The organism is Cellulomonas sp. zg-ZUI22 (assembly GCF_017353535.1).
GTDB classification, from domain to species: domain Bacteria; phylum Actinomycetota; class Actinomycetes; order Actinomycetales; family Cellulomonadaceae; genus Cellulomonas; species Cellulomonas wangleii.
The window spans coordinates 1332869-1353081 of sequence record NZ_JAFMUZ010000001.1; the positions used below are offsets into that span (position 1 = coordinate 1332869).

A 20213-nucleotide genomic window follows, 5' to 3' on the forward strand; every position below is an offset into this window, starting at 1 on the left:
CGCGGCGCGACGGGCGCCCGCCGGCGATGAACGACGTCGCGGCGCTCGCGGGCGTCAGCCACCAGACCGTGTCGCGCGTCCTCAACGACCACCCGAGCGTGCGCCCCGCGACGCGGGAGCGCGTGCTCGAGGCGATCGCCACGCTGGGCTACCGGCCCAACCTCGCGGCCCGGGCCCTGGTGACGCGGCGTACGGGGACGCTGGGCGTCATCACGCCCGCCTCGGCGCTCTTCGGCCCGACCAGCACCCTCGTCGCGTTCGAGCAGGCCGCGCGCGACGCGGGCTTCTACGTGTCGGTCGCGACGCTGCGGGAGTTCAGCGGGGCCGAGGTGGTCGCCGCGGTGGAGCACTTCCTGGCGCAGGGTGTCGACGGTGTGGTCGTCGTGGCGCCGCGCAGCGGGACGGTGGACGCCGTCGGCGGGGTGCGGCTGCCCGTGCCGGTCGTGCTCGTGTCGTCCGGTCGCGAGGGCGTCGGGCTGCCGACGGTGGCGGTCGACCAGGTGGCCGGCGGCCGGCTGGCCACCGAGCACCTGCTGGCGACGGGCCGGCGCACGGTCGTCCACGTCGCGGGACCCCAGGAGTGGTACGACGCGCGGGACCGGTTGCGCGGCTGGCGCGAGGCGCTCGAGGCCGCGGGCGCGGCGGTCCCCGACGAGCGCCGCGGTGGCTGGTCCGCGGCGGACGGGTTCGCCGTGGGGCAGGACCTGCTGCGTGAGGGGCTGCCGGACGCGGTCTTCGCGGCGAACGACCAGCTGGCGCTGGGCCTGCTGGCCGCGTTCGCACAGGCCGGTGCGCGGGTACCGGACGACGTCGCGGTCGTCGGGTTCGACGACGAGCCGGGCACGGCGTTCTACACCCCGCCGCTGACGACGGTGCGTCAGGGGTTCGACGAGCTGGGCCGGCGGGCGGTGCAGGCCGTCGCGGACGCGCTGGCGGGCGGGGCCCCGGGCCACCAGTCGATCGCGCCGGAGCTGGTGGTGCGGGCGTCGTCGGGCGCGTGGCAGGGGCGCTGACCGCGGGGTTGGCGCCCCGACTCATGTGAGCGTTAACATCGGGCGCCGGACGTGGCACGATCGCCCGGACGGCACGACGGACCCCGGGCGATGCGGCCCGGAGAGGGAGCAGCGCGCGATGGTGCACCACGACGACGACACCCGTGACGGCCGGGCCCGCGAGGCGATCGAGCAGGGGCGGGTGACCCTCGGCATCGAGCTCGGCTCGACCCGCATCAAGGCGGTCCTGGTCGGCGACGACCACGTCCCGCTGGCCAGCGGCGGGCACGCGTGGGAGAACCAGCTCGTCGACCGGGTCTGGACCTACTCGCTGGACGCGGTGTGGGACGGGCTGCGCGCGGCCGTCGCCGACCTGATCGCGGACACCGAGCAGCGCCACGGCGTGCGGCCGTCGGCCGTCGCCGCGATCGGCGTCTCGGCGATGATGCACGGCTACCTCGCCTTCGACGCCGACGACGACCTGCTCGTGCCGTTCCGCACGTGGCGCAACACGTCGACCGGGCCTGCGGCGGCCGAGCTGACCGAGCTGCTCGGGTACAACATCCCGCAGCGCTGGTCCGTCGCCCACCTGTACCAGGCGGTCCTCGACGAGGAGCCGCACGTGCCGCAGGTGCGGTTCGTCACGACGCTCGCCGGCTACGTGCACTGGCGTCTGACGGGCCGCAAGGTCATCGGTGTCGGCGACGCGTCCGGGATGTTCCCCGTCGACCCCGCGACCCGCGACTACGACGCCGACCTGCTCGCCCGCTTCGACGCGCACGTGGCCGACCGGCTGCCGGTCGACCACCTCGCCGACCTGCTCCCGCAGGTGCTGGTCGCCGGGCAGGAGGCGGGCCACCTCACCGACGAGGGCGCCGCGCTGCTCGACCCGTCCGGCACGCTGCACGCCGGCACCCGGCTCTGCCCGCCGGAGGGTGACGCCGGCACCGGCATGGTCGCGACCGCCTCGGTCGCCCCGCGCACCGCCAACACCAGCGTCGGGACCAGCATCTTCGCGATGGTCGTCCTCGAGAAGCCGCTCGCGACCGTGCACCACGAGATCGACCTGGTGACCACCCCCGCCGGTGACCTGGTCGCGATGGTCCACTGCAACAACGGCGCCAGCGAGCTGGGGGAGTGGGCCGGCGTGTTCGGCCGGTTCGCCACCGCGCTGGGCTCCGACGCCGGCGCGGACGAGGTCTTCGGCGTCCTGCTGCGTGAGGCGCTCGAGGGCGAGGCCGACGGCGGCGGGCTGCTGGCGTACAACTACCTGGCCGGCGAGCCGGTCACCGGGCTGGAGGAGGGGCGTCCGCTGATCGTGCGGACCCCCGACAGCCGGCTGACGCTGGCGAACTTCGTGCGCACCCAGGTCTACGGCGCGTTCGGCACCCTGAGCCTGGGCATGCGGATCCTCGCGGCCGAGGGCGTCGAGGTCGACGCGATGTACGCGCACGGCGGGCTGTTCCGCACGGCCGGTGTCGCGCAGCGCCTGCTCGCGGCGGCCGTCGACACCCCGGTCGCCGTCGGACGCACCGCGGGCGAGGGCGGCGCGTGGGGCATCGCCGTGCTGGCGGGGTACCTCGCGAGCGGCGCGACGCAGGACCTGGGCGACTACCTGACGACGCACGTCTTCGCGGACGCGGAGATCGAGGTCGTGCACCCGGACCCGGCGGACGTCGCCGGCTACGCCGCCTGGCTCGAGCGCTACGAGGCCGGCCTGGCCGTCGAGCGCACCGCGACCGAGGTGCTCTGAGCACCGTCCCGGACCACGCGCGGCACGACCGCGCACCGGCGCCCGCGCGCCGGACCACACCGCCCGCCACCGCGGGCACCGACGCAGGAGGCCGGATGACCACCACAGCACTGGACGCCTACGGGCCCGACGTCCGCGAGGCCGTCGCGGACGCCCGCGAGAAGGTCAGCGCGCTGCACGCCGAGCTGCCCCGCTGGGGCCTGGTCGTGTGGACGGCCGGCAACGTCTCGCAGCGCGTCGTCGTCGACCCCGCCGGCCCGAGCGAGCGCGACCTGCTCGTCATCAAGCCGTCGGGCGTGACGTACGACGAGCTGACGCCGGAGTCGATGGTCGTGTGCGACCTGCAGGCGAACCTCGTCGAGGGCGACCGCGCGCCGTCGTCCGACACCGCCGCGCACGCGTACGTCTACACGCACATGCCCCACGTCGGCGGGGTCGTGCACACGCACTCGACGTACGCCACGGCCTGGGCGGCCCGCGCGGAGCCCGTGCCGTGCGTGCTGACGATGATGGCCGACGAGTTCGGCGGGGACATCCCCATCGGTCCGTTCGCGCTCATCGGCGACGACTCCATCGGCCGCGGCATCGTCGAGACCCTGCGCGAGTCCCGCAGCCCCGCGGTCCTCATGCGCAACCACGGCCCCTTCACGATCGGCAAGGACGCCAAGGCCGCCGTCAAGGCCGCGGTCATGGTCGAGGAGGTCGCGCGGACCGTCCACATCAGCCGCCAGCTCGGCGAGCCGCTGCCGATCGCGCAGAGCGACGTCGACTCGCTGTACGCCCGCTACCAGAACGTCTACGGCCAGCACTGATGCCGGCCCACGGAGGAGATGCACGATGAGCAAGGCCTACCCCGACCAGGAGATCTGGTTCCTCACCGGCTCGCAGGACCTGTACGGCGAGGAGACGCTGCGCCAGGTCGCCGAGCAGTCGCAGGAGGTCGCCGCGGCGCTCGACGCGTCCGGCGACGTCCCGGCGAAGGTCGTCTGGAAGCCGGTCCTCAAGGACTCGGACGCCATCCGCCGCGCGGTGCTCGACGCCAACAGCGACGACAAGGTGCTGGGCGTCATCACGTGGATGCACACGTTCAGCCCCGCCAAGATGTGGATCACGGGCCTGGACCTGCTGCGCAAGCCGCTGCTGCACCTGCACACGCAGGCCAACGTCGAGCTGCCGTGGGACAGCATCGACATGGACTTCATGAACCTCAACCAGGCCGCGCACGGCGACCGCGAGTACGCGTACATCGCCACGCGCCTGGGCGTCGCCCGCACCACCGTGTCCGGCCACGTGTCGAACCCGGCCGTCACCGCACGCATCGGCACCTGGGTGCGCGCCGCCGCCGGCTGGCAGGCCGCGCAGGACCTGCGCCTTGTGCGCTTCGGCGACAACATGCGCAACGTCGCCGTCACCGAGGGCGACAAGACCGAGGCGGAGATCCGGCTCGGTGTCTCCGTGAACACCTGGGGCGTCAACGACCTGGTCGCCGCGGTCGAGGCCGTCGACGACGCGAGCGTCGACGCGCTCGTCGCGGAGTACGAGGACCTGTACGACGTCGTCCCCGAGCTGCGCCGCGGCGGCGACCGTCACGAGTCGCTGCGCTACGCCGCCCGCCAGGAGATCGCGCTCGAGCGCTTCCTCACCGAGCGCGGCGCCATGGCGTTCACGACGAACTTCGAGGACCTGGGCGACCTGCGCCAGCTGCCCGGCCTGGCCGTGCAGCGGCTCATGGCCAAGGGCTACGGGTTCGGCGCCGAGGGCGACTGGAAGACGGCCGTCCTCGTGCGCGTCGCCAAGGTGATGGGCGCCGGGCTGCCCGGCGGTGCCTCGCTCATGGAGGACTACACCTACGACCTCACGCCCGGTGCGGAGAAGATCCTCGGCGCGCACATGCTCGAGATCTGCCCGACCCTCACGACCTCGAAGCCGCGCGTGGAGATCCACCCGCTGGGCATCGGCGGCAAGGAGGACCCGGTCCGCATGGTCTTCAACGCCGACTCCGGGACCGGTGTCGTCGTCTCGATGGCCGACATGCGCGAGCGGTTCCGCCTCACGGCGAACGTCGTGGACATCGTCCCGCCGACGGCCGACCTGCCGAACCTGCCGGTCGCGCGTGCCGTGTGGGAGCCCCGCCCGGACTTCACCACGTCGTCCGAGTGCTGGCTGACCGCCGGCGGTGCGCACCACACCGTGCTGAGCACGGCCGTGGGCATCGAGGCGTGGGAGATCTTCGCCGAGCTGGCCCGCACCGAGCTGCTCGTCATCGACGAGTCCACGACCCGTCGCGGCTTCGCCGACCAGGTGCGGTGGAACCAGGTGTACTACCGGGTCGCGCAGGGCCTCTGACGCGTCACGCACGACGAGGGCGGGCACCGGCCCTGGGCCGGTGCCCGCCCTCGCCCGTCAGCGGCGGCTCGCCGGGGTCGTGAGCCCGCCGGTCATGGCGTGGGGTCGTCGACCGTGGGCAGGAGGTCGACGCTGACGACGTTGTCCTCGTTGCCAGTGACACCGAGCGTTCGTTGCACCTGCTCGGAGCACGGTGCGTCGTCGAACGTCACCGTCGCTGTCCCCCGTTCGATCTCGACGTCGAAGCACGCGGCTGCGGCGACCTGGGACTTCAGCGGTCCCGCGACCGAGCCGAGCGCGGCACCTCGCCAGGTCGCCCGGCCGTCGTGGAAGCCGGTCGGGTCGAGCGATCCCTCGAAGCGGTCGCCGACCTCCGTGGTGACGAAGGCCTCGAACTCCTCGTCCGGGAGCGGGCCCGCGTCCTCCAGGAGCTCCCCCAGGAGCGACCGCAGGTAGCGGACGCGGTCGAGCGCGGCGTCGCGGGCCTCGCCCTCGCGGTCGCGTCCCGGTGCGCATCCCCCGGTCGTCCCGGCCAGGGAGAGGACGACAGCCAGGGCGATGGTGCGCAGTCGACCACTCACGGTACCGGTGGGTTGAGCGTCAGGTTCATCGCCCACGCGAAGTCGAGGTAACCCTCGGCCTTGGGGTGGAAGGACTGCTGCGACCCGATGGCGAGCATGTCGCCGTCCGTCGGCGTCAGCACGCCCGCGTGGATGTTCTCCGGCGACCCGCAGATCCCCTTGCCCTCGAACGCCGGGCGGGGGTCGGTGAACGTCACGTAGTCCGTGCCGGCTCGCGCGTCGGCGTCCGCGGCGGCGCGGGCGAGCCGCTCGGCGAGGACCCCGCCGTTCGTCATCGGCAGTTCCTGTCGACGTCGGCCTGGACGCCCGTCGGGTCGCCCGCCGCGGCCTTCGCGAGGTTCACGCGGATGCTCTCCTGGGTCGTCTCGTCCATGAACCGGGCCCAGGTCTCGGTCGCGGGCATCGTCTCCAGCGTCGCGAGCGCCGCGGCCTCCGCCGCGGGGTCGACGCCCCGCTGGGCGAGCCACTCCCGCTCCCAGGCGCAGAACCACCCCCTGTGCGCGACGGTCATGCCGTAGCCGGGCTCGTACGCGCCGGCGGCGAAGCGGCCGGGCTCGTCCGTGCCGTCCGCGGACGTGGCACCGGGAAGCTCCTCGGGCCCGGGGTCCACGGGCTCGGGCAGGGTGACCCCGGCGGGGAGTGTCAGGACGTCCATCGTCGCCCGGTACTCGTGGAGCACCGCGGCGAAGTCGCCCTCCGCTCCCACCCGGCCCGCTGCGTCCTCCCCGGACGCTGCGTCATCCCCGACCGCTGTGGCGTCCGGTGCCGTGGCGCCTCGCCGGTCTTCCGGGCCTTCCGGGGTGCTGGTCGCCCGGGTGCCGGGGGAGTCCGCACCCCAGGCCACCAGCGTGAGAGTCAGGAGAGCCACCGTGGCCACCCTGGCGGCGGTGCTGGCGATCCGCATGAGGACTCCTCGTCGTGGCACGGCGCTGCCGGACCGGTGGGGGAACGTGCGAACGGTCTCGCACCCCGGGGCGGGGTGTCCAGAGCCTGCGTCGACCGTCCGGAGGCCCGCCGTCCGACTCGGCCTCGGCCTCGTCCTCGCCCTCTGACGTGCGACGTCACCCGACCTGCCGATGCGCGGGCCCGGGACGCGACGTACGGTCGGAGGAACGCGCGTCAACGGTGACGTGCTGGGCGCGTCAACGGTGACGCGCAGAAGGGAGCGTCGTCGTGCGGACGCACTCACGCACGCTGGTCTGGGCGCTGCGCGCCCTCCTGGCCACCACGGGCGCCATGCTCATCGTGATCGTCGACGCGGTGCTCAGTCACCCCTGACGCGAGCCGGGCGCCGGGTCACGGCGTCCGCCAGCGCGGCGCCGACGAGCACCGCCAGGCCGGCGCCGCCGACCCACCACGTCGTCGTCACGAGCCCGGCGGCGACATGGTCGGCGACGAGTGCGACGGCCGGGTCACCGAGGAACGCCGCGGCGGGACCCGCCAGCACCCCCGCCCGCACCACGCGCACGCCCACCAGCACCACGAGCGCGCCGAGCACCACCGCGCCGGCGACCCACGCGGCGGCCCGGGCCCGGCGTCGGGCCAGCCCCACGGCACCCGCGGCGGCCGCGGCGGCGACCCACGGGGCCCAGCCGGCGGCGCGCTCCGCCGTGCCGACGGTCTGCTGCAGCCGGGCGGTCGTCCCGCCGTCGAGGACCGGGACGACGACGGTCACGTGCGGCACGAGCCTGTCCGGTACCCCGACGGCCACGACCGCACCGCGCACCGTGTCGGCCAGGCCGGTCAGGTCCAGGGTGAGCCGTCCCTGCGCGTCGACCTGGGCCGCCGCCCCGGGGCCCCCGCGCAGCGTGCCGACCAGCTGGCCGTGGAACGTGCGGTTCGCGCTCGCCCACGCGGCGGCGAACCCGTCGGACCCCACCGCGTCCAGGGACCGCTCCCGGACGACGCCCGCCACCCGCTGCTCGACGCCCGCGGCGGCGTCGTCCCCCAGGGTCCCGGGCAGCAGGCCGACGACGTCGTCCAGCGGGAGCGCCGCGGTGACCCCGCCGGCGACCCGGTCGGCCACCGCACCCTGCAGCCGGGCGTCGTCGGCGAGGGGCTCGACCAGCCGGAGCCAGTCGTCCGTGTCGAGCAGCGTGGTGCGTGCCCAGACGCCGACGAGCGCGACCGGCGTCGACAGGAGCACGAGCACGACGAGCACCGCCACGAGGCCCGGCCGTCTCCGCACGCGCCGATCCTGCCCGAAGGGCGGCGTCGCGACACCTGCACGGCACCGGTCGCGCCGTGCGGCCCGGCCGGCCGGCCCGACCGGTGGAGACAGCGACCGGCCCGAAGGTGCCGCCGCGGGCGCCCGGCCGCTGCCGGACCCGTCCGCGCGACCGGCGGTGGGGGTGGGTGAAAGATGGTGATTCGGGTGGTTCAGGTCGCATACTGTCCAGGACGTGCGTCGGTGCGCGCACCGGGGAGGGCTCGGCATGGACACGCAGCGACGCGGGAGAGCGGAGACGTGGGTCCTCCGCGTCCTGCTCGCTGCGCTGGGCGGTCTGCTGCTGGTCCTGATCCAGGTCGCCGCGGGGGACGCCGCCCACGCCCGGACCCCCGGGGACGCCCGAGCCCTGCCGGACGTGGCGGTCTCACGGGTGACGGACACCGTCGCTGCGCTCGGAGGCACCGCCGTCGAGCACGCCGGCACGGGGGATCCCGGCGTCCCGGCGGAGCCGTCGGGCCAGGACGAGCCGACGGTCCCGGACGGGTCGACGGTCCCTGCGGAGTCGACGGTCCCAGACGGATCCGCCGTGCCGCCGGAGGCCGTCGAGCCCCCGGACCCGGCGCCCGTGGACCCGACCCCGGTGGACCCGACCCCGGTGGACCCGACGCCCGTGGACCCGACGCCCGTGGACCCGGCGCCTGTGGACCCGACGCCCGTGGACCCCGCGCCCGTCGACCCCGCGCCGTCGGTGGACGACCCGCCCGTGGAGCCGGCGACGGAGGGGAGCGCGCCGCCCGCGACCGGTGACCAGGGCCTCGAGGACGTGCGACCCGTCGCCGGCATCGACCGGGAGACCGCTGTGCTGCGCCCCGACCCGGCGCTGCCTGCCACGGTCACCCTCGTCCCGACCGACCGTGCCGTCCTGGACCCCGTCGTCGTGGTCGCGACCCTTGACGAGGTCACGGCGGTGGACGCCGCCGCCCGGCTGATGCGCGAGCTGAGCACCTCCGCGCGCGAGCAGGGTCCCGCGACCCTGGTGCGCCCCGAGCCCTCGGTGCCGTCGCCGGACGCGTCGAGCGTCGGCACCACGGCGGCGCTCATCGACGACGTCGCGCCCGCCCCGGCGACCGCGACGTCACCCGGCCTGCGGACGCCCTGGCCCACGGCACCCGGGCCGGTCGGCCCGCAGCCCGAGGCCCCGGCGGTCGTCACGGCGACGCCGCACGTCTCGCACGGCCAGGTCGCGCTCGCGACGACGCCCACGGTCCCGACCGTGCTGGTCCAGCGGCCCACGACTCCCGCGCCGGTGGCGCTCGCGACCCGGGGCGGCACCCCCGGCGCCGGTGCCGTCACGCCGCGTGCCGGCCCCACCGGCGGTCCGGTGCCCGGCCTGCGACCGGTCGTCCCCGCACGCGTGACGACGTCCCCGTCGTCCGACGTGCCGCCGACCGATCCCGAGCGCGACGTCCTGCCGATCCCTGCCTGACCGGACGGACGCGCCGCGCGCGACGTCCGACGCCCCCGTGGCGTCCCGGTTCTCCAGGCAAGGAAGTCGATCATGCACATCTACCTCCGCAGCACCCTGCCGACCGCTCGCCTCGCCGCCGGCCTCGCGCTCGTCACCGCTGGCGCCCTGCTCAGCGCCGGCGGCCACCTCCTGCCCGGTGCGCTCCTGCTGGCCGCGGCCGGGACGACCGCCGTGGTCCACCTGCACCGGCCCCGCCGGGTGCAGGCCCCGGACGTCGGTCCGGCGGCTCGCGCACCCCTCGTGCCGACCCAGCGCCGCGCGCCGCAGCCGCGGACGGGTGCAGGCCACCAGGCGGTCGCCGGGACCGGGACGGCCCACCCGCTCGGCCCCGGCCACGACGGTCCCGCGCCGGTGCCGCCCGGTGCCGGCACCCCCACCGACCTGCGGGTGCTGCCGCACGGCGCGCTGCCCCGTCAGCGGCGGCCCTCCGCGGGATCCTGACCGCACGCACCGGCAGCGCGCCCGGGTCGCCCGGGCGCGCGTCCTGCGTCAGCGCGTGGCGTCGAGCCGGGCCATCTCCGCCGCGACGTCGAACGCGGCCTCCGGCCACCCGAGGTCGAGGTCCGTGAGCGCCCGGTGCAGCAGCGCGCTGACCGCGAGCCGGGCGTACCACTTGTCGTCGGCCGGCACGACGTACCAGGGGGCCGCGTCCGTGCTGGTCCGGTCGAGCACGTCCTGGTAGGCCGCCTCGTACGCGGGTCGCCGCGACCGGGCGTCGACGTCCGACGGCGAGTACTTCCAGTGCTTGTCGGGCCGCTCCAGCCGCTTGCGCAGCCGCCGGAGCTGCTCGTCGGGGGAGACCCACAGCAGCACCTTGACGACCGTGGTCCCGGCCGCAGCGGCCTGCGCCTCGAACCGGTTGATCTCGTCGTACCGGCGCTCCCAGACCTCGGGCGCGACGAGCCCGTCCACGCGCGCCACGAGCACGTCCTCGTAGTGGGAGCGGTCGAACACGCCGATCCGCCCCGGCCGGGGCAGCGCCCGCCGGATGCGCCACAGGTAGTGGTGCCGGGCCTCCTCGGGTGTCGGGACGCCGAACGCGTGCAGGGCGACGCCCTGCGGGTCCACCTGGCCGAGCACGTGGCGCACCATCCCGCCCTTGCCGGACGTGTCCAGGCCCTGCAGCACCAGCAGCACCGACCGGTCGCCACCGGTGCGTCCGTGGGCGTAGAGACGCTCCTGCAGGTCGGCGAGGTCGCTGCCGATCGCGCCGAGCGCGCCCTTGCACTGCGCCCGGGACCCCTCGAAGCCCGGGGTGGAGGCGGTGTCCAGCTCGGTCAGGACGAACCCGGGATGCGCACGCAGCAGCTCGATCGCCGTGTCCCGCTGGGCGGTCAGGCCCTCGACCGCTGCGTCGCGGGCGACGGCGGCGCGTGCGGCGGCCTCCTGCTCGGCCTCGGCGGCCTTGCGCTCGGCCTTCTCGACCTTGCGGGCCGCCTTCTGCAGCTTCTCGTCGGCCTTCTTGCGCGCCTTGCGGCCCGCCTTGCCCTCGGGCTTCCCGGAGCCCTTGGCGTCGGACGACTTCTCAGAGGCCTTCGTGCCGGACTTCTTCTTCGCCATGGTGGTCTCCTGGTCGGGGGGCGGCGTGCGGGCCGTGCGGGTGGGCGGGTCAGGGCCGGGCGGCGAACCGCTCGAGCAGGTCGGCGTGACCGCCGACGATGACCAGGTCGTTCGCCGAGATGCGGGTCTCGGGGGTGGCGTACTGGAAGTCGATGCCGGGGGACTTCACCCCGATGATGGTGACGCCGTAGCGCTCGCGCACGCGGGACTGGGCCAGCGTGAAGCCCTGTGTCTCCTTGGGCGGGCGCATCTTGACGACCGTGAACCCGTCCTCGACCTCGATGTAGTCGAGCATCCTGCCGCTGACGAGGTGCGCGACGCGCGACCCGGCGTCGGCCTCCGGCAGGACCACGTGGTGCGCGCCGATGCGCTGCAGGATCCGCGCGTGCTCGGAGCTGATGGCCTTGGCCCAGATCTGCGGCACGCCGATGTCGACGAGGTTGCCCGTGATGAGCACCGACGCCTCGAGGTACGAGCCGACGCCGACCACGGCCACGGGGAACTCCCGGGCGCCGAGCTGCTCGAGCGCCTCGGGGTTGACCGCGTCGGCCTCGACCAGCGGGACGCGACCCGCCCACTGGGCGATCAGCTCGGGGCTGCGCTCGACCGCCAGCACGTCCTGCCCCAGCCGGTCGAGGGTCGCGGCGATGGCCGACCCGAACCGTCCGAGCCCGATGACCAGGACACCGGATCCCTTCCGCGGGGTGCGCGGTGCGGTGCGCGGCTCGCCGCCGCCCGCACGCAGGCTGTCAGCCAATGATGGGCCTCTCCTCCGGGTAGCGGATCACACGACGACGGTTGCGCAGCGCGAGCGCGGCCGCAAGCGTCATCGTGCCGGTCCGGCCGATGAACATGAGAACGACGAGGACGTACTTCGCGGGCGTCGGCAGGTCGGCGGTGATGCCGGTCGACAGTCCGCAGGTCGCGAACGCCGAGATGACCTCGAACAGGACGCGGTCGAGCGTCAGCCCGGTCATGGCGAGCAGCAGCAGGGACGCGATCAGCACGATGGTCGCGGAGATGAAGCCGACCGCGATGGCGACCTGCAGCGTCTCGCGCGGGATCCGGCGTCCGAACGCCTCGACGTCCCGGTCGCCGCGCCCCTCGGCGACGATCGCGAGGAGCATGACGGCCAGCGTGGTCACCTTGATGCCGCCCGCCGTCGACGCCGACCCGCCGCCGACGAACATCAGGGCGTCGAGCAGCAGCCACGTGCCCTCGTGCATCTGCCCGACGTCGACCGTCGAGAACCCGCCCGAGCGCGGCATCACCCCGGCGAACAGCGAGGCCAGGATCGTCCCGCCGCCGTCCAGCGGCTGGAACGTGCCGGGGTTGGTCCACTCGAACGCCGCGACCACGACCGAGCCGAACACCACCAGGCCGACGCTCGTGGTGATCGTCAGCTTGGAGTGCAGGCTCCAGCGCCCGGGGGCGCGCAGGTGGTGGGCGACGTTGAGGATGACCGGGAACCCCAGGGACCCGATGAACACGCCGACGATGATCGGCAGCAGCATCCACCAGTCCGAGACGAACGGGGCGAGGCCCTCCGGGGTGGGCACGAAGCCGGCGTTGTTGAACGCCGAGACCGCGTAGAACAGGGCGTGCCAGGCGGCGGTGCCCGGGGGCTCGCCGTGCACCAGCAGGCGAGGGAACAGCACGAGGGCGATCGCGACCTCGAGCACGGTGGACGTGATGATGACCGTGCGCACCAGCGACCCGACCTCGCCGAGGCGGGTCACCTTGGTCTCCGAGGAGACCAGCAGGCGCTGCGTGAGCCCGATGCGCCGCGACACGGCCATGCCCAGCAGGGAGGCCAGGGTCATGACGCCCAGGCCGCCGATCTTGATCGCGACGAGGATGACGGCCAGCCCCCACCCGGACCAGTACTCACCCGTGGGCACGACGACCAGACCGGTGACGGTGGTCGCCGAGGTCGCGGTGAACAGGGCGTCGACGAGCGGTGCCGGCTCCCCGTCGGCCGTCGCGAAGGGCATCTGCAGCAGGGCGGTGATCCCGGCGATGACCAGGGCGAACACCCCGAGGGCGAGGCGGGCCGGCGACTGCCGCGCGGACCGGTCGACGTACTCGCGAGCACGCCACAGCAGGCCGGGCCCCGCTGCCATCCCGCCTCCCGCTGATCGTGCCGACAGCACACTCTGGCACGCGCGGACGGGGCCCACGCGCGCACGGGACCGGGTGCGGACGCTACGGCACGTCGGGTCGACACGTGGGGCGTGCGATGGGACGGTGTGGCCCATGGTCGCGACCGACGCCCACCCCACCGCGCGCGGTGCCGGCGCGGCCACGACCCTGCGGGTCGGGTGGTCGACGGAGCTGCTGGGGTACGACTTCGGGTTCGGCCACCCCATGACCTCGGACCGCATCGACCTGGCGATCGCGCTCGCGGCGCAGCTCGGCCTGCTCGACCGGCCGGACGTGGAGGTCGTCGGGTCGGCGCCCGCGTCGGACGAGGTGCTGGCCACGGTGCACGACCCGGCCTACATCCGGGCGGTGCACGCGGCGGCCGAGCACGGCGTCCCGGACCTGGCGCGCGGGCTGGGCACGCGCGACGACCCGCTGTTCCCGCAGATGCACGACGCCGCCGCCCGCGTGGTGGCCGGCACCCTGGACGCGGTGCGCGCGGTCTGGGAGGGGCGCACGCAGCACGCCGTCAACGTCGGCGGAGGGCTGCACCACGCCCAGCCCGGGGCGGCGTCGGGGTTCTGCGTCTACAACGACGCCGCGGTCGCCATCCGGGACGTGCTCGGGGCCGGGGCGCAGCGGGTCGCGTACGTCGACATCGACGCGCACCACGGCGACGGCGTGCAGGACGTCTTCTGGGACGACCCCCGCGTGCTGACGGTCTCCATCCACGAGACGGGCCACGCGCTGTTCCCCGGCACGGGCTACCCGACGGAGATCGGCGGGCGGGGCGCCGAGGGCACGGCCGTCAACGTGGCGCTGCCCTCGCGCACGGACGACGCGGGCTGGCTGCGGGCCGTCGACGCCGTGGTGCCCGCCGTGGTCCGCGAGTTCGCGCCCGACGTGCTGGTGACCCAGCACGGGTGCGACACGCACCGCCTGGACCCGCTGGCCACGCTGCGGGTGTCGGTCGACGCCCAGCGTGTGGCGGCCCACCTGCTGCACGACCTGGCGCACGAGGTGAGCGACGGGCGCTGGGTCGCGCTGGGCGGCGGCGGGTACGCCATCCTCGACGTGGTGCCGCGCACGTGGACGCACCTGCTGGGCGTCGCCTCGCACCGGCCGGTCGAGCCGAGCACGCCCGTGCCGGCGGAGTGGCTGGCCGTGGTCCGGCAGCGGTACGGCCGTGAGGCGGTGGCGCGGATGACCGACGGCGCCCCGGCGACGTTCCGGCCCTGGTCGGGCGGGTACGACCCCGCGAACGACGTGGACCGGGCGATCCGGGCGACCCGGACGGCGGTCTTCCCGGCGATGGGGCTGGACCCGGACCTCGACTGACCGGCGGCCGACTGCGACGCTGGGCCGGGCGGGTGTCCCGTGCTTCCCACCTGTCACACGCGCAACTAAGGTGGTCTGGCACCCGGAACCTCGGGTGCGCGACGCCGGCGCGGCCCGGCCATCCAGGAGGGCCGGGGCATGGGCGAGGACCAGGGCGGGCGGTCGGCCCGCGTGCGGTACCTCACGGTCGTCGAGGTCGCCGACCTCATGCGCGTCTCGCGGATGACCGTGTACCGGCTGGTGCACGCGGGTGAGCTGCCGGCGGTGCGCGTGGGACGGTCGTTCCGGGTGCCGCAGGACGCGCTCGACGCCTACCTGCGCTCGTCGGCGACAGTCGAGCCCGAGGGGCTCGGCGAGGAGCGGCGCAGCTCCTGAGCACGCCCCGCCGCGGGTGCGCGGGCAGCCGTTCGCGGACGCGGCGGCCGATCGCGTAAGGTGGGTGCTCGGACTTCTGCGTGCGTGGGTGATTCGGGTCGGCCCGATGCGCACCGCGCGTCGATCGACCACCACTCACGGCCCTCGGGTCGTGACCGGAAACAGAGTGAGGACCGCATGGGCTCCGTCATCAAGAAGCGCCGCAAGCGCATGGCGAAGAAGAAGCACCGCAAGCTGCTGCGCAAGACGCGTCACCAGCGTCGTAACAAGAAGTGAGCTGACGCCGCATCGCGGCGAGCAGTGCACCGCGGGCCCGGTCGGACGACCGGGCCCGACGTGTGTCCGGGGAACCCCGGGGATCTACAACGATGTAGGATCAAGGCGTCTGCCACCCTGGGTCGGCAGGCGACACCACGGGCCGCGGGCGGCGACGAGGGCGAGGGCACACGGTGAACGGACGACGCAGCGGTGCCGTGACGATGCACGAGGTCGCGGCGCGCGCCGGGGTGTCGATCAAGACCGTCTCCAACGTCGTCAACGGGTACCCCTACATCCGCGACAGCACCCGCGAGAAGGTCGAGCAGGCGATCGCGGAGCTCGGCTACCAGCTCAACGTCACCGCGCGGAACCTGCGCCGGGGGCGCACCGGGCTCGTCGGCCTGGCCGTGCCCGAGCTGTCGCTCCCGTACTTCGCGGAGCTGGCCGACTCCGTCATCCGGGCCGCCGAGGCGCGAGGGCTCACGGTGCTCATCGAGCAGACCGGCGCGGTGCGCGAGCGGGAGCTCGAGGTGCTGCGCGGTCAGCGCCGGCAGTTCACCGACGGCCTCATCTACTCACCGCTCGCGCTCGGGCCCGACGACGTGGGCGAGCTCGAGGGCGTCGACTACCCCATGGTGCTGCTCGGTGAGCGCATCTTCGGCGGCCCGGCCGACCACGTGACGATGCGCAACGTCGAGGCCGCCAAGGCCGCGACGCAGCACCTGATCGACCAGGGTCGGCGGCGCATCGCCGTCGTGGGCGCGCACGCGGGGGAGTCGGTCGGCTCGGCGGCGCTGCGCGTGCAGGGCTACGTCGCGGCGCTCGAGGAGAACGGGCTGCCCTACGACCCGGCGCTGGTCGGCGAGGCAGGGCTGTGGCACCGCGCGACGGGCGCCGAGACCATGGCGCGGCTGCTGGACGCCGACCTCGGCATCGACGCGGTGTTCGGCCTCAACGACGCGCTCGCGCTCGGCGCCCTGCACACGCTGCACCTGCGCCGCATCGAGGTGCCGGGCGAGATCGCCGTCATCGGGTTCGACGACATCGACGAGGCGGCCTACGCGGCACCCACCCTGTCGACCGTGAACCCCGGCCGCGAGCAGATCGCCGCCACCGCGGTCGACCTGCTCGTCGACCGGATCGACGGCGCGCAGGACGACCGGCCGTTCCGCCAGGTCGTCGCCGACTTCTCGGTCGTCGCGCGCGAGTCCACGATCGGCGACGCCGCGCACGTCTGAGCGGCACCCGGCCGGCGGGGCCGTCAGCGGGCGTCGAGCCGGTCCAGCCGCACGTCGACGAGCCACCCGGTGGCCAGCAACGGCACCGCCACGCCGCCGAGCACCGCGAGCGGCGGGGCGACCCAGCACGTCGCGGCCCACACGGCGGCGACGCCGAGCACACCCACCGCGGTGCCCGGGCCCAGGGCGGGCGCCAGGACGAGGAACCGCCACGTCGCCGGCAGGGGCGCGCGGTAGCGCCGCAGCACCGGGGCCGCGTACGCGAGGACCACGACCGCCCAGGCCGTGACCAGGCCCAGGCCCGCGCCGAGCGCCGCGCGCACCGGTCCCTGCGCGGCCGACAGCGCCCAGGCGTCCGCCGCGAGCACCGCCGCGACCAGCCACAGCGGCGCGCCGACGAGCACGGCCCGGCGCCACCCTGCCCGCCACGCGTGCCAGAAGTCCTGCCACACGTGCTCCGAGGGCGTGCCCGCGGGCAGGCGGGCCAGCACGCGGCCGCCCGCGTCGAGCGCGGGGAACAGTCCCAGGACGACGCCCCCGGCCAGGGTGCCGACGACCACGAGGGCCTGCACGGCCAGCAGGTGGGCGACCCACCGCAGGGCCGTCATCACCCCGCCGGCCCATCCCTGCGCGTCCACGTCCCCGATCCTCCCAGGTGCGTCAGGCGGGGCGGGTCGCGGCGGTGACCTGCCCGTGGTCGTCGAGCAGCACCGCGACCTGCGCCGCCACGTCCCGCACGGAGTCCCACGCGGGCAGCACGACCGCCTGCACGGGGGTGCCGTCGGCCCGCCGCGCCGCGAAGCGCCCGGAGCCGAGCGCGCGCACGTGCAGCAGGTCGAGGGTGCCCTCGTGCGTGCGCCGGACCGTCCGCGGGTCCGCGCCCACGTCGAGGACCTCCCAGATGCCGGCGAGGACCGCGGGGTCCGTCGGCCACAGGGACTCGTCGTCGACCTCGCGGGCCTGCCCTGCCCAGGGCTGCGGGCTGACCAGCGGCCAGCCGTCGTGCGTCCACACCAGGCGTCGCACCTGCACCCGGTGGCGCGTGGGGTCGTCCTCGTCGCGCACGTGGTGCACGAGCAGCCGGCGGCCGGGCGTGCCGTCGCGGGCCGGTTCGGTGAGCACCGCACCGTGGCCCGGCGCCCGCAGGCCCGGGCCGCCGGCGAGCCGGTGCCCGGCGAGCACCACCGTCCCCGCGTCGTGCGCCGGGTCGCGCAGGTCGCGGCCCGTGCGGTCGCGGTACGGGCCCGTGACCTCGTCGGCGACGGCGGCACGCACGTGGTACGTCGAGAACAGCGAGTCCCACGACGCGAGCATCGCCCACCCGCCGCCGGGGCGGGGCAGGACGTACGCGCCCTCGACCGCCCCCTCGACCTCGGGGGCCCGGCGCGCCAGCAGGACGCCCGGGCCGGAGCTCGGCACGCCGGGGGCCGGGGCGTCGAGCGCCAGGCCCGTGACCGGATCGAGCTCGAGGGCGTGGATCCCGCCGAAGAACGACCCGTAGACCATCCAGTGCCGCTCGGTGGCGCCCGTGGCATCGACCACGACGGCCGCGTCGATCGCGTTGGGCGGCCCGTCGCCGTGCGGGGAGCCGGTCGTGTCGGGCGGCACCGCCGCACTCGTCACGACCAGCCCGCGGTCGTGCCACGGCCCGCCCGGGTGATCGGCCTCGGCGAGACCGATCGCCGAGCACCGGGAGCCGAACGACGACGCCGACCAGTACATGCGCCAGCGGCCGCCCACGCGCACGACCTCCGGCGCCCACAGGCCGGTCGCGCCCGTGAGGGCCGCCGCGGCGGCCGGCACGCCCGGGAGCGCCCAGCCGTGGAACGTCCACGTCACCAGGTCGTCCGAGCGGCGCACCTGCACGCCGCCGCGGACCGGGCCGTCCGCGTGGGCGTCCGTCGAGAACAGCCAGTACGTGCCGTCGTCGTCGCGCACCGCGGTCGGGTCGTGGGCGTGCCCGGCCCCCCAGCCGGTGGTGTCGACGCTGCCGGCCGGGTCGAGGGTCGTCACGGCGCTACGCCTTGGAGCCGGTGAGCGCCACGGACTCGATGATCTGCCGCTGGAAGACCAGGAACACCACGAGGATCGGCAGCAGCGCGACGAAGGACGCGGCCATGATCAGCGGGTAGTCGCGCTGCGTGGCGTACTCCACGTTGAGGTTGGCGATCACGACCTGGAGCGTCTGCTTGCCGGGGGAGTTCAGGTAGAGGATCGGCCCGAGGTAGTCGTTCCAGACCGTCATGAACCACAGGATGAACTGCGCCGCGATCGCGGGGCGGATCATCGGCACGATCATCCGCCCGAAGATCGTCAGGTAGGACGCGCCGTCGATCTTCGCGGCCTCGATGAGCGAGTCGGGGACCGACTCCAGGTACTGCCGCAGGAAGAAGATCATGATGATGTTGCCGAACAGCAGCGGCACGATCAGGGGCAGCAGGGTGTCCACCCACTGCAGCCGCGAGAACATGACGAACTGCGGGATCATCAGCGTCGGGTAGGGGATCATCAGGCCCGACAGCAGGGCCAGGAAGATGACGTTCTTGCCCGGCAGGCGCATCTTCGACAGCGCGAACGCGGCGATCGAGGACGTCACCGAGCCGATCACGGTGACGGTGCCGGCGACGATGATCGAGTTCTTGAAGCCCGACAGCACCGGGGCCTCGGTCCACATCCGCGCGAACGTCGCCCACTGCGGGGAGTCGGGCCACAGCACGGGCGGCAGCGCGAACACCTCGGGCTTGGTCTTCACGGCGGTCGTGAACATCCACAGCAGCGGTGCGAGCATCGCCAGGGCGAACACCGAGAGCACGACGAGCAGCAGCGCGTTGACGGCGCGGCTCTCGCGGCGCGCACCGGTGCCGGACGGGCGCCGGCCGCGGGTGGCCAGGTCGCGCGGGGGCAGGGTGGGGATGGTGGTCATGGCGGGCCCCTCAGTCGATGCTGAAGCTGTTGCGCCGGTTGAGGCGGAACTGGATCAGGGTGATGACGAGGATGAGGACGCCGAGGACCATGGCCATGGCCGTCGCGTACCCCATCTGCTGGTAGCGGAAGGCCTGGCGCCAGATGTACCAGACCACGGAGGCGGAGCTGAACTCGGGCCCGCCGTTCGGCGTCATGATGTTGATCTCGGTGAACAGCTGCGCGCCGCCGATGATGTTGGTGACCACCAGGAAGAACGTCACCGGTCGCACCATGGGCATCGTGATGTGGAAGAGCCGCTGCCACCATCCGGCACCGTCGAGCGCGGCCGCCTCGTGCAGGGACGCGGGCACCGACTGGATGGCCGCCAGGTACAGGAGCATCGAGTAGCCCAGGCCCTTCCAGACCATCATGAGGATGATCGCGGGCTTGACGGTGTCGGTGTCCTGCAGCCAGTTGGGCCCGTCGACGCCGACGACGGCGAGCACCTGGTTGACCAGGCCGAAGTCGCCGTTGTACGCGAACTGCCAGACGATCGCGATGGCGGCCAGCGAGGAGATCACCGGCACGTAGTAGATGGTGCGGAACGCGGTCCGCCCGGGGATGCGCCGGTCCAGGGCGATCGCGAGCAGCAGCGCCAGGGCCAGGCCGATCGGGATCCCGATCATGTAGAAGAACGTGTTGAACAGCGACTGGTGGAAGTACTCGTCACCGAGCAGCCGTCGGTAGTTGTCCAGGCCGGTGAACCGCATCGGTCCCAGCCCGTTCCAGCTCGTCAGCGACGCGTAGGCGGCGAACGCCACGGGGTAGAGCGTGAACAGCAGGAACCCGAGCACGGGTGGTGCGACGAACAGCATCGCCCAGCGGTGCTCGCTGCGGTGCAGCTGCCGGCGCTGGCGGGCGGTGCGCAGCGACGCACCGGCGTCCGTCCCCTGCGCGCCGGGCACTGCCGGCGGGGCCTCGGGGGCCGCGGATCGCGACATCAGGGTTCCTCTCGTGCGAAGGCGGGC

At 74.5% G+C, this 20213-nt stretch carries 21 protein-coding genes; 10 read left to right on the forward strand and 11 right to left on the reverse strand.

What is annotated here, in order from left to right; translation table 11 throughout:
- Positions 1 to 26: 26 nt before the first annotated feature.
- The 4 genes from J1G43_RS06075 to araA all read left to right on the forward strand — a co-directional run bounded on the left by J1G43_RS06075 (position 27) and on the right by araA (position 5091).
- Entirely contained in the window at positions 27 to 1013 is a 987-nt protein-coding gene (locus J1G43_RS06075) for a LacI family DNA-binding transcriptional regulator (RefSeq protein ID WP_207378152.1), read from the forward strand.
- Positions 1014 to 1131: 118 nt separating this feature from the next.
- Positions 1132 to 2745, forward strand: a complete 1614-nt coding sequence (locus tag J1G43_RS06080; RefSeq protein ID WP_207370243.1) for a xylulokinase — start codon at positions 1132 to 1134, stop codon at positions 2743 to 2745.
- Between the two features lie 95 nt (positions 2746 to 2840).
- Positions 2841 to 3557: an L-ribulose-5-phosphate 4-epimerase gene (locus J1G43_RS06085; RefSeq protein WP_207370244.1), complete on the forward strand. Its 717-nt coding sequence runs from the start codon at positions 2841 to 2843 to the stop codon at positions 3555 to 3557.
- Between the two features lie 25 nt (positions 3558 to 3582).
- A complete protein-coding gene (gene araA / locus J1G43_RS06090) occupies positions 3583 to 5091 on the forward strand; it encodes an L-arabinose isomerase (protein ID WP_207378153.1) in 1509 nt (502 codons plus the stop codon).
- A gap of 92 nt (positions 5092 to 5183) precedes the next feature.
- On the opposite strand, the gene J1G43_RS06095 is transcribed toward araA, so the two are convergent.
- The 4 genes from J1G43_RS06095 to J1G43_RS06110 form a co-directional block, all read right to left on the reverse strand.
- Complete coding sequence (locus J1G43_RS06095) at positions 5184 to 5672, reverse strand: hypothetical protein (RefSeq protein WP_207378154.1); 489 nt, start codon at positions 5670 to 5672, stop codon at positions 5184 to 5186.
- A complete protein-coding gene (locus tag J1G43_RS06100; protein WP_207339137.1) occupies positions 5669 to 5947 on the reverse strand; it encodes a hypothetical protein in 279 nt (92 codons plus the stop codon). Before J1G43_RS06100 ends, J1G43_RS06095 begins: the two co-directional genes overlap by 4 nt.
- On the reverse strand, positions 5944 to 6378 hold the full coding sequence (locus J1G43_RS06105) for a hypothetical protein (RefSeq protein ID WP_207339136.1): 435 nt from the start codon (positions 6376 to 6378) through the stop codon (positions 5944 to 5946). Before J1G43_RS06105 ends, J1G43_RS06100 begins: the two co-directional genes overlap by 4 nt.
- 558 nt (positions 6379 to 6936) lie before the next feature.
- Complete coding sequence (locus tag J1G43_RS06110) at positions 6937 to 7860, reverse strand: hypothetical protein (RefSeq protein ID WP_207378155.1); 924 nt, start codon at positions 7858 to 7860, stop codon at positions 6937 to 6939.
- Between the two features lie 247 nt (positions 7861 to 8107).
- Between J1G43_RS06110 and J1G43_RS06115 the strand changes: the two genes are divergently transcribed.
- Entirely contained in the window at positions 8108 to 9328 is a 1221-nt protein-coding gene (locus J1G43_RS06115) for a hypothetical protein (RefSeq protein ID WP_207378156.1), read from the forward strand.
- A 72-nt stretch (positions 9329 to 9400) separates the two neighbouring features.
- A complete protein-coding gene (locus J1G43_RS06120; RefSeq protein WP_207339133.1) occupies positions 9401 to 9811 on the forward strand; it encodes a hypothetical protein in 411 nt (136 codons plus the stop codon).
- Between the two features lie 48 nt (positions 9812 to 9859).
- On the opposite strand, the gene J1G43_RS06125 is transcribed toward J1G43_RS06120, so the two are convergent.
- From J1G43_RS06125 to J1G43_RS06135, 3 genes are read right to left on the reverse strand one after another with little or no spacing between them, the layout of a single operon-like run.
- Positions 9860 to 10930, reverse strand: coding sequence for a PPK2 family polyphosphate kinase (locus J1G43_RS06125; protein ID WP_207378157.1), 1071 nt, complete (start codon positions 10928 to 10930; stop codon positions 9860 to 9862).
- Positions 10931 to 10979: 49 nt separating this feature from the next.
- On the reverse strand, positions 10980 to 11675 hold the full coding sequence (locus J1G43_RS06130) for a TrkA family potassium uptake protein (protein ID WP_207378296.1): 696 nt from the start codon (positions 11673 to 11675) through the stop codon (positions 10980 to 10982).
- 4 nt (positions 11676 to 11679) lie between these two features.
- Positions 11680 to 13053, reverse strand: a complete 1374-nt coding sequence (locus J1G43_RS06135) for a TrkH family potassium uptake protein (RefSeq protein ID WP_207339131.1) — start codon at positions 13051 to 13053, stop codon at positions 11680 to 11682.
- A 133-nt stretch (positions 13054 to 13186) separates the two neighbouring features.
- On the opposite strand from J1G43_RS06135, the gene J1G43_RS06140 reads away from it, so the two are divergent.
- The 4 genes from J1G43_RS06140 (at position 13187) to J1G43_RS06155 (ending at position 16281) form a co-directional block, all read left to right on the forward strand.
- Complete coding sequence (locus J1G43_RS06140; RefSeq protein WP_207339130.1) at positions 13187 to 14410, forward strand: acetoin utilization protein AcuC; 1224 nt, start codon at positions 13187 to 13189, stop codon at positions 14408 to 14410.
- A 138-nt stretch (positions 14411 to 14548) separates the two neighbouring features.
- Complete coding sequence (locus tag J1G43_RS06145) at positions 14549 to 14785, forward strand: helix-turn-helix domain-containing protein (RefSeq protein WP_207378158.1); 237 nt, start codon at positions 14549 to 14551, stop codon at positions 14783 to 14785.
- A 177-nt stretch (positions 14786 to 14962) separates the two neighbouring features.
- Positions 14963 to 15061, forward strand: a complete 99-nt coding sequence (locus J1G43_RS06150) for a 30S ribosomal protein bS22 (protein ID WP_003792170.1) — start codon at positions 14963 to 14965, stop codon at positions 15059 to 15061.
- Positions 15062 to 15264: 203 nt separating this feature from the next.
- On the forward strand, positions 15265 to 16281 hold the full coding sequence (locus J1G43_RS06155; RefSeq protein WP_207339855.1) for a LacI family DNA-binding transcriptional regulator: 1017 nt from the start codon (positions 15265 to 15267) through the stop codon (positions 16279 to 16281).
- A 23-nt stretch (positions 16282 to 16304) separates the two neighbouring features.
- Here the strand turns inward: J1G43_RS06155 and J1G43_RS06160 are convergent, their stop codons facing one another.
- The 4 genes from J1G43_RS06160 to J1G43_RS06175 are packed head-to-tail and all read right to left on the reverse strand — an operon-like array spanning position 16305 to position 20186.
- Positions 16305 to 16919 carry a YesL family protein gene (locus J1G43_RS06160; protein WP_207339128.1) on the reverse strand — a complete coding sequence of 205 codons (615 nt, stop codon included), beginning with the start codon at positions 16917 to 16919 and terminating at the stop codon, positions 16305 to 16307.
- A gap of 22 nt (positions 16920 to 16941) precedes the next feature.
- The gene (locus tag J1G43_RS06165) at positions 16942 to 18294 is read right to left on the reverse strand and encodes an arabinan endo-1,5-alpha-L-arabinosidase (protein ID WP_207370248.1); all 1353 of its coding nucleotides are present in this window, start codon (positions 18292 to 18294) and stop codon (positions 16942 to 16944) included.
- A gap of 4 nt (positions 18295 to 18298) precedes the next feature.
- A complete protein-coding gene (locus tag J1G43_RS06170; protein WP_207339126.1) occupies positions 18299 to 19204 on the reverse strand; it encodes a carbohydrate ABC transporter permease in 906 nt (301 codons plus the stop codon).
- 10 nt (positions 19205 to 19214) lie between these two features.
- A complete protein-coding gene (locus tag J1G43_RS06175; protein WP_207370249.1) occupies positions 19215 to 20186 on the reverse strand; it encodes a carbohydrate ABC transporter permease in 972 nt (323 codons plus the stop codon).
- Between the last annotated feature and the right edge of the window lie 27 nt (positions 20187 to 20213).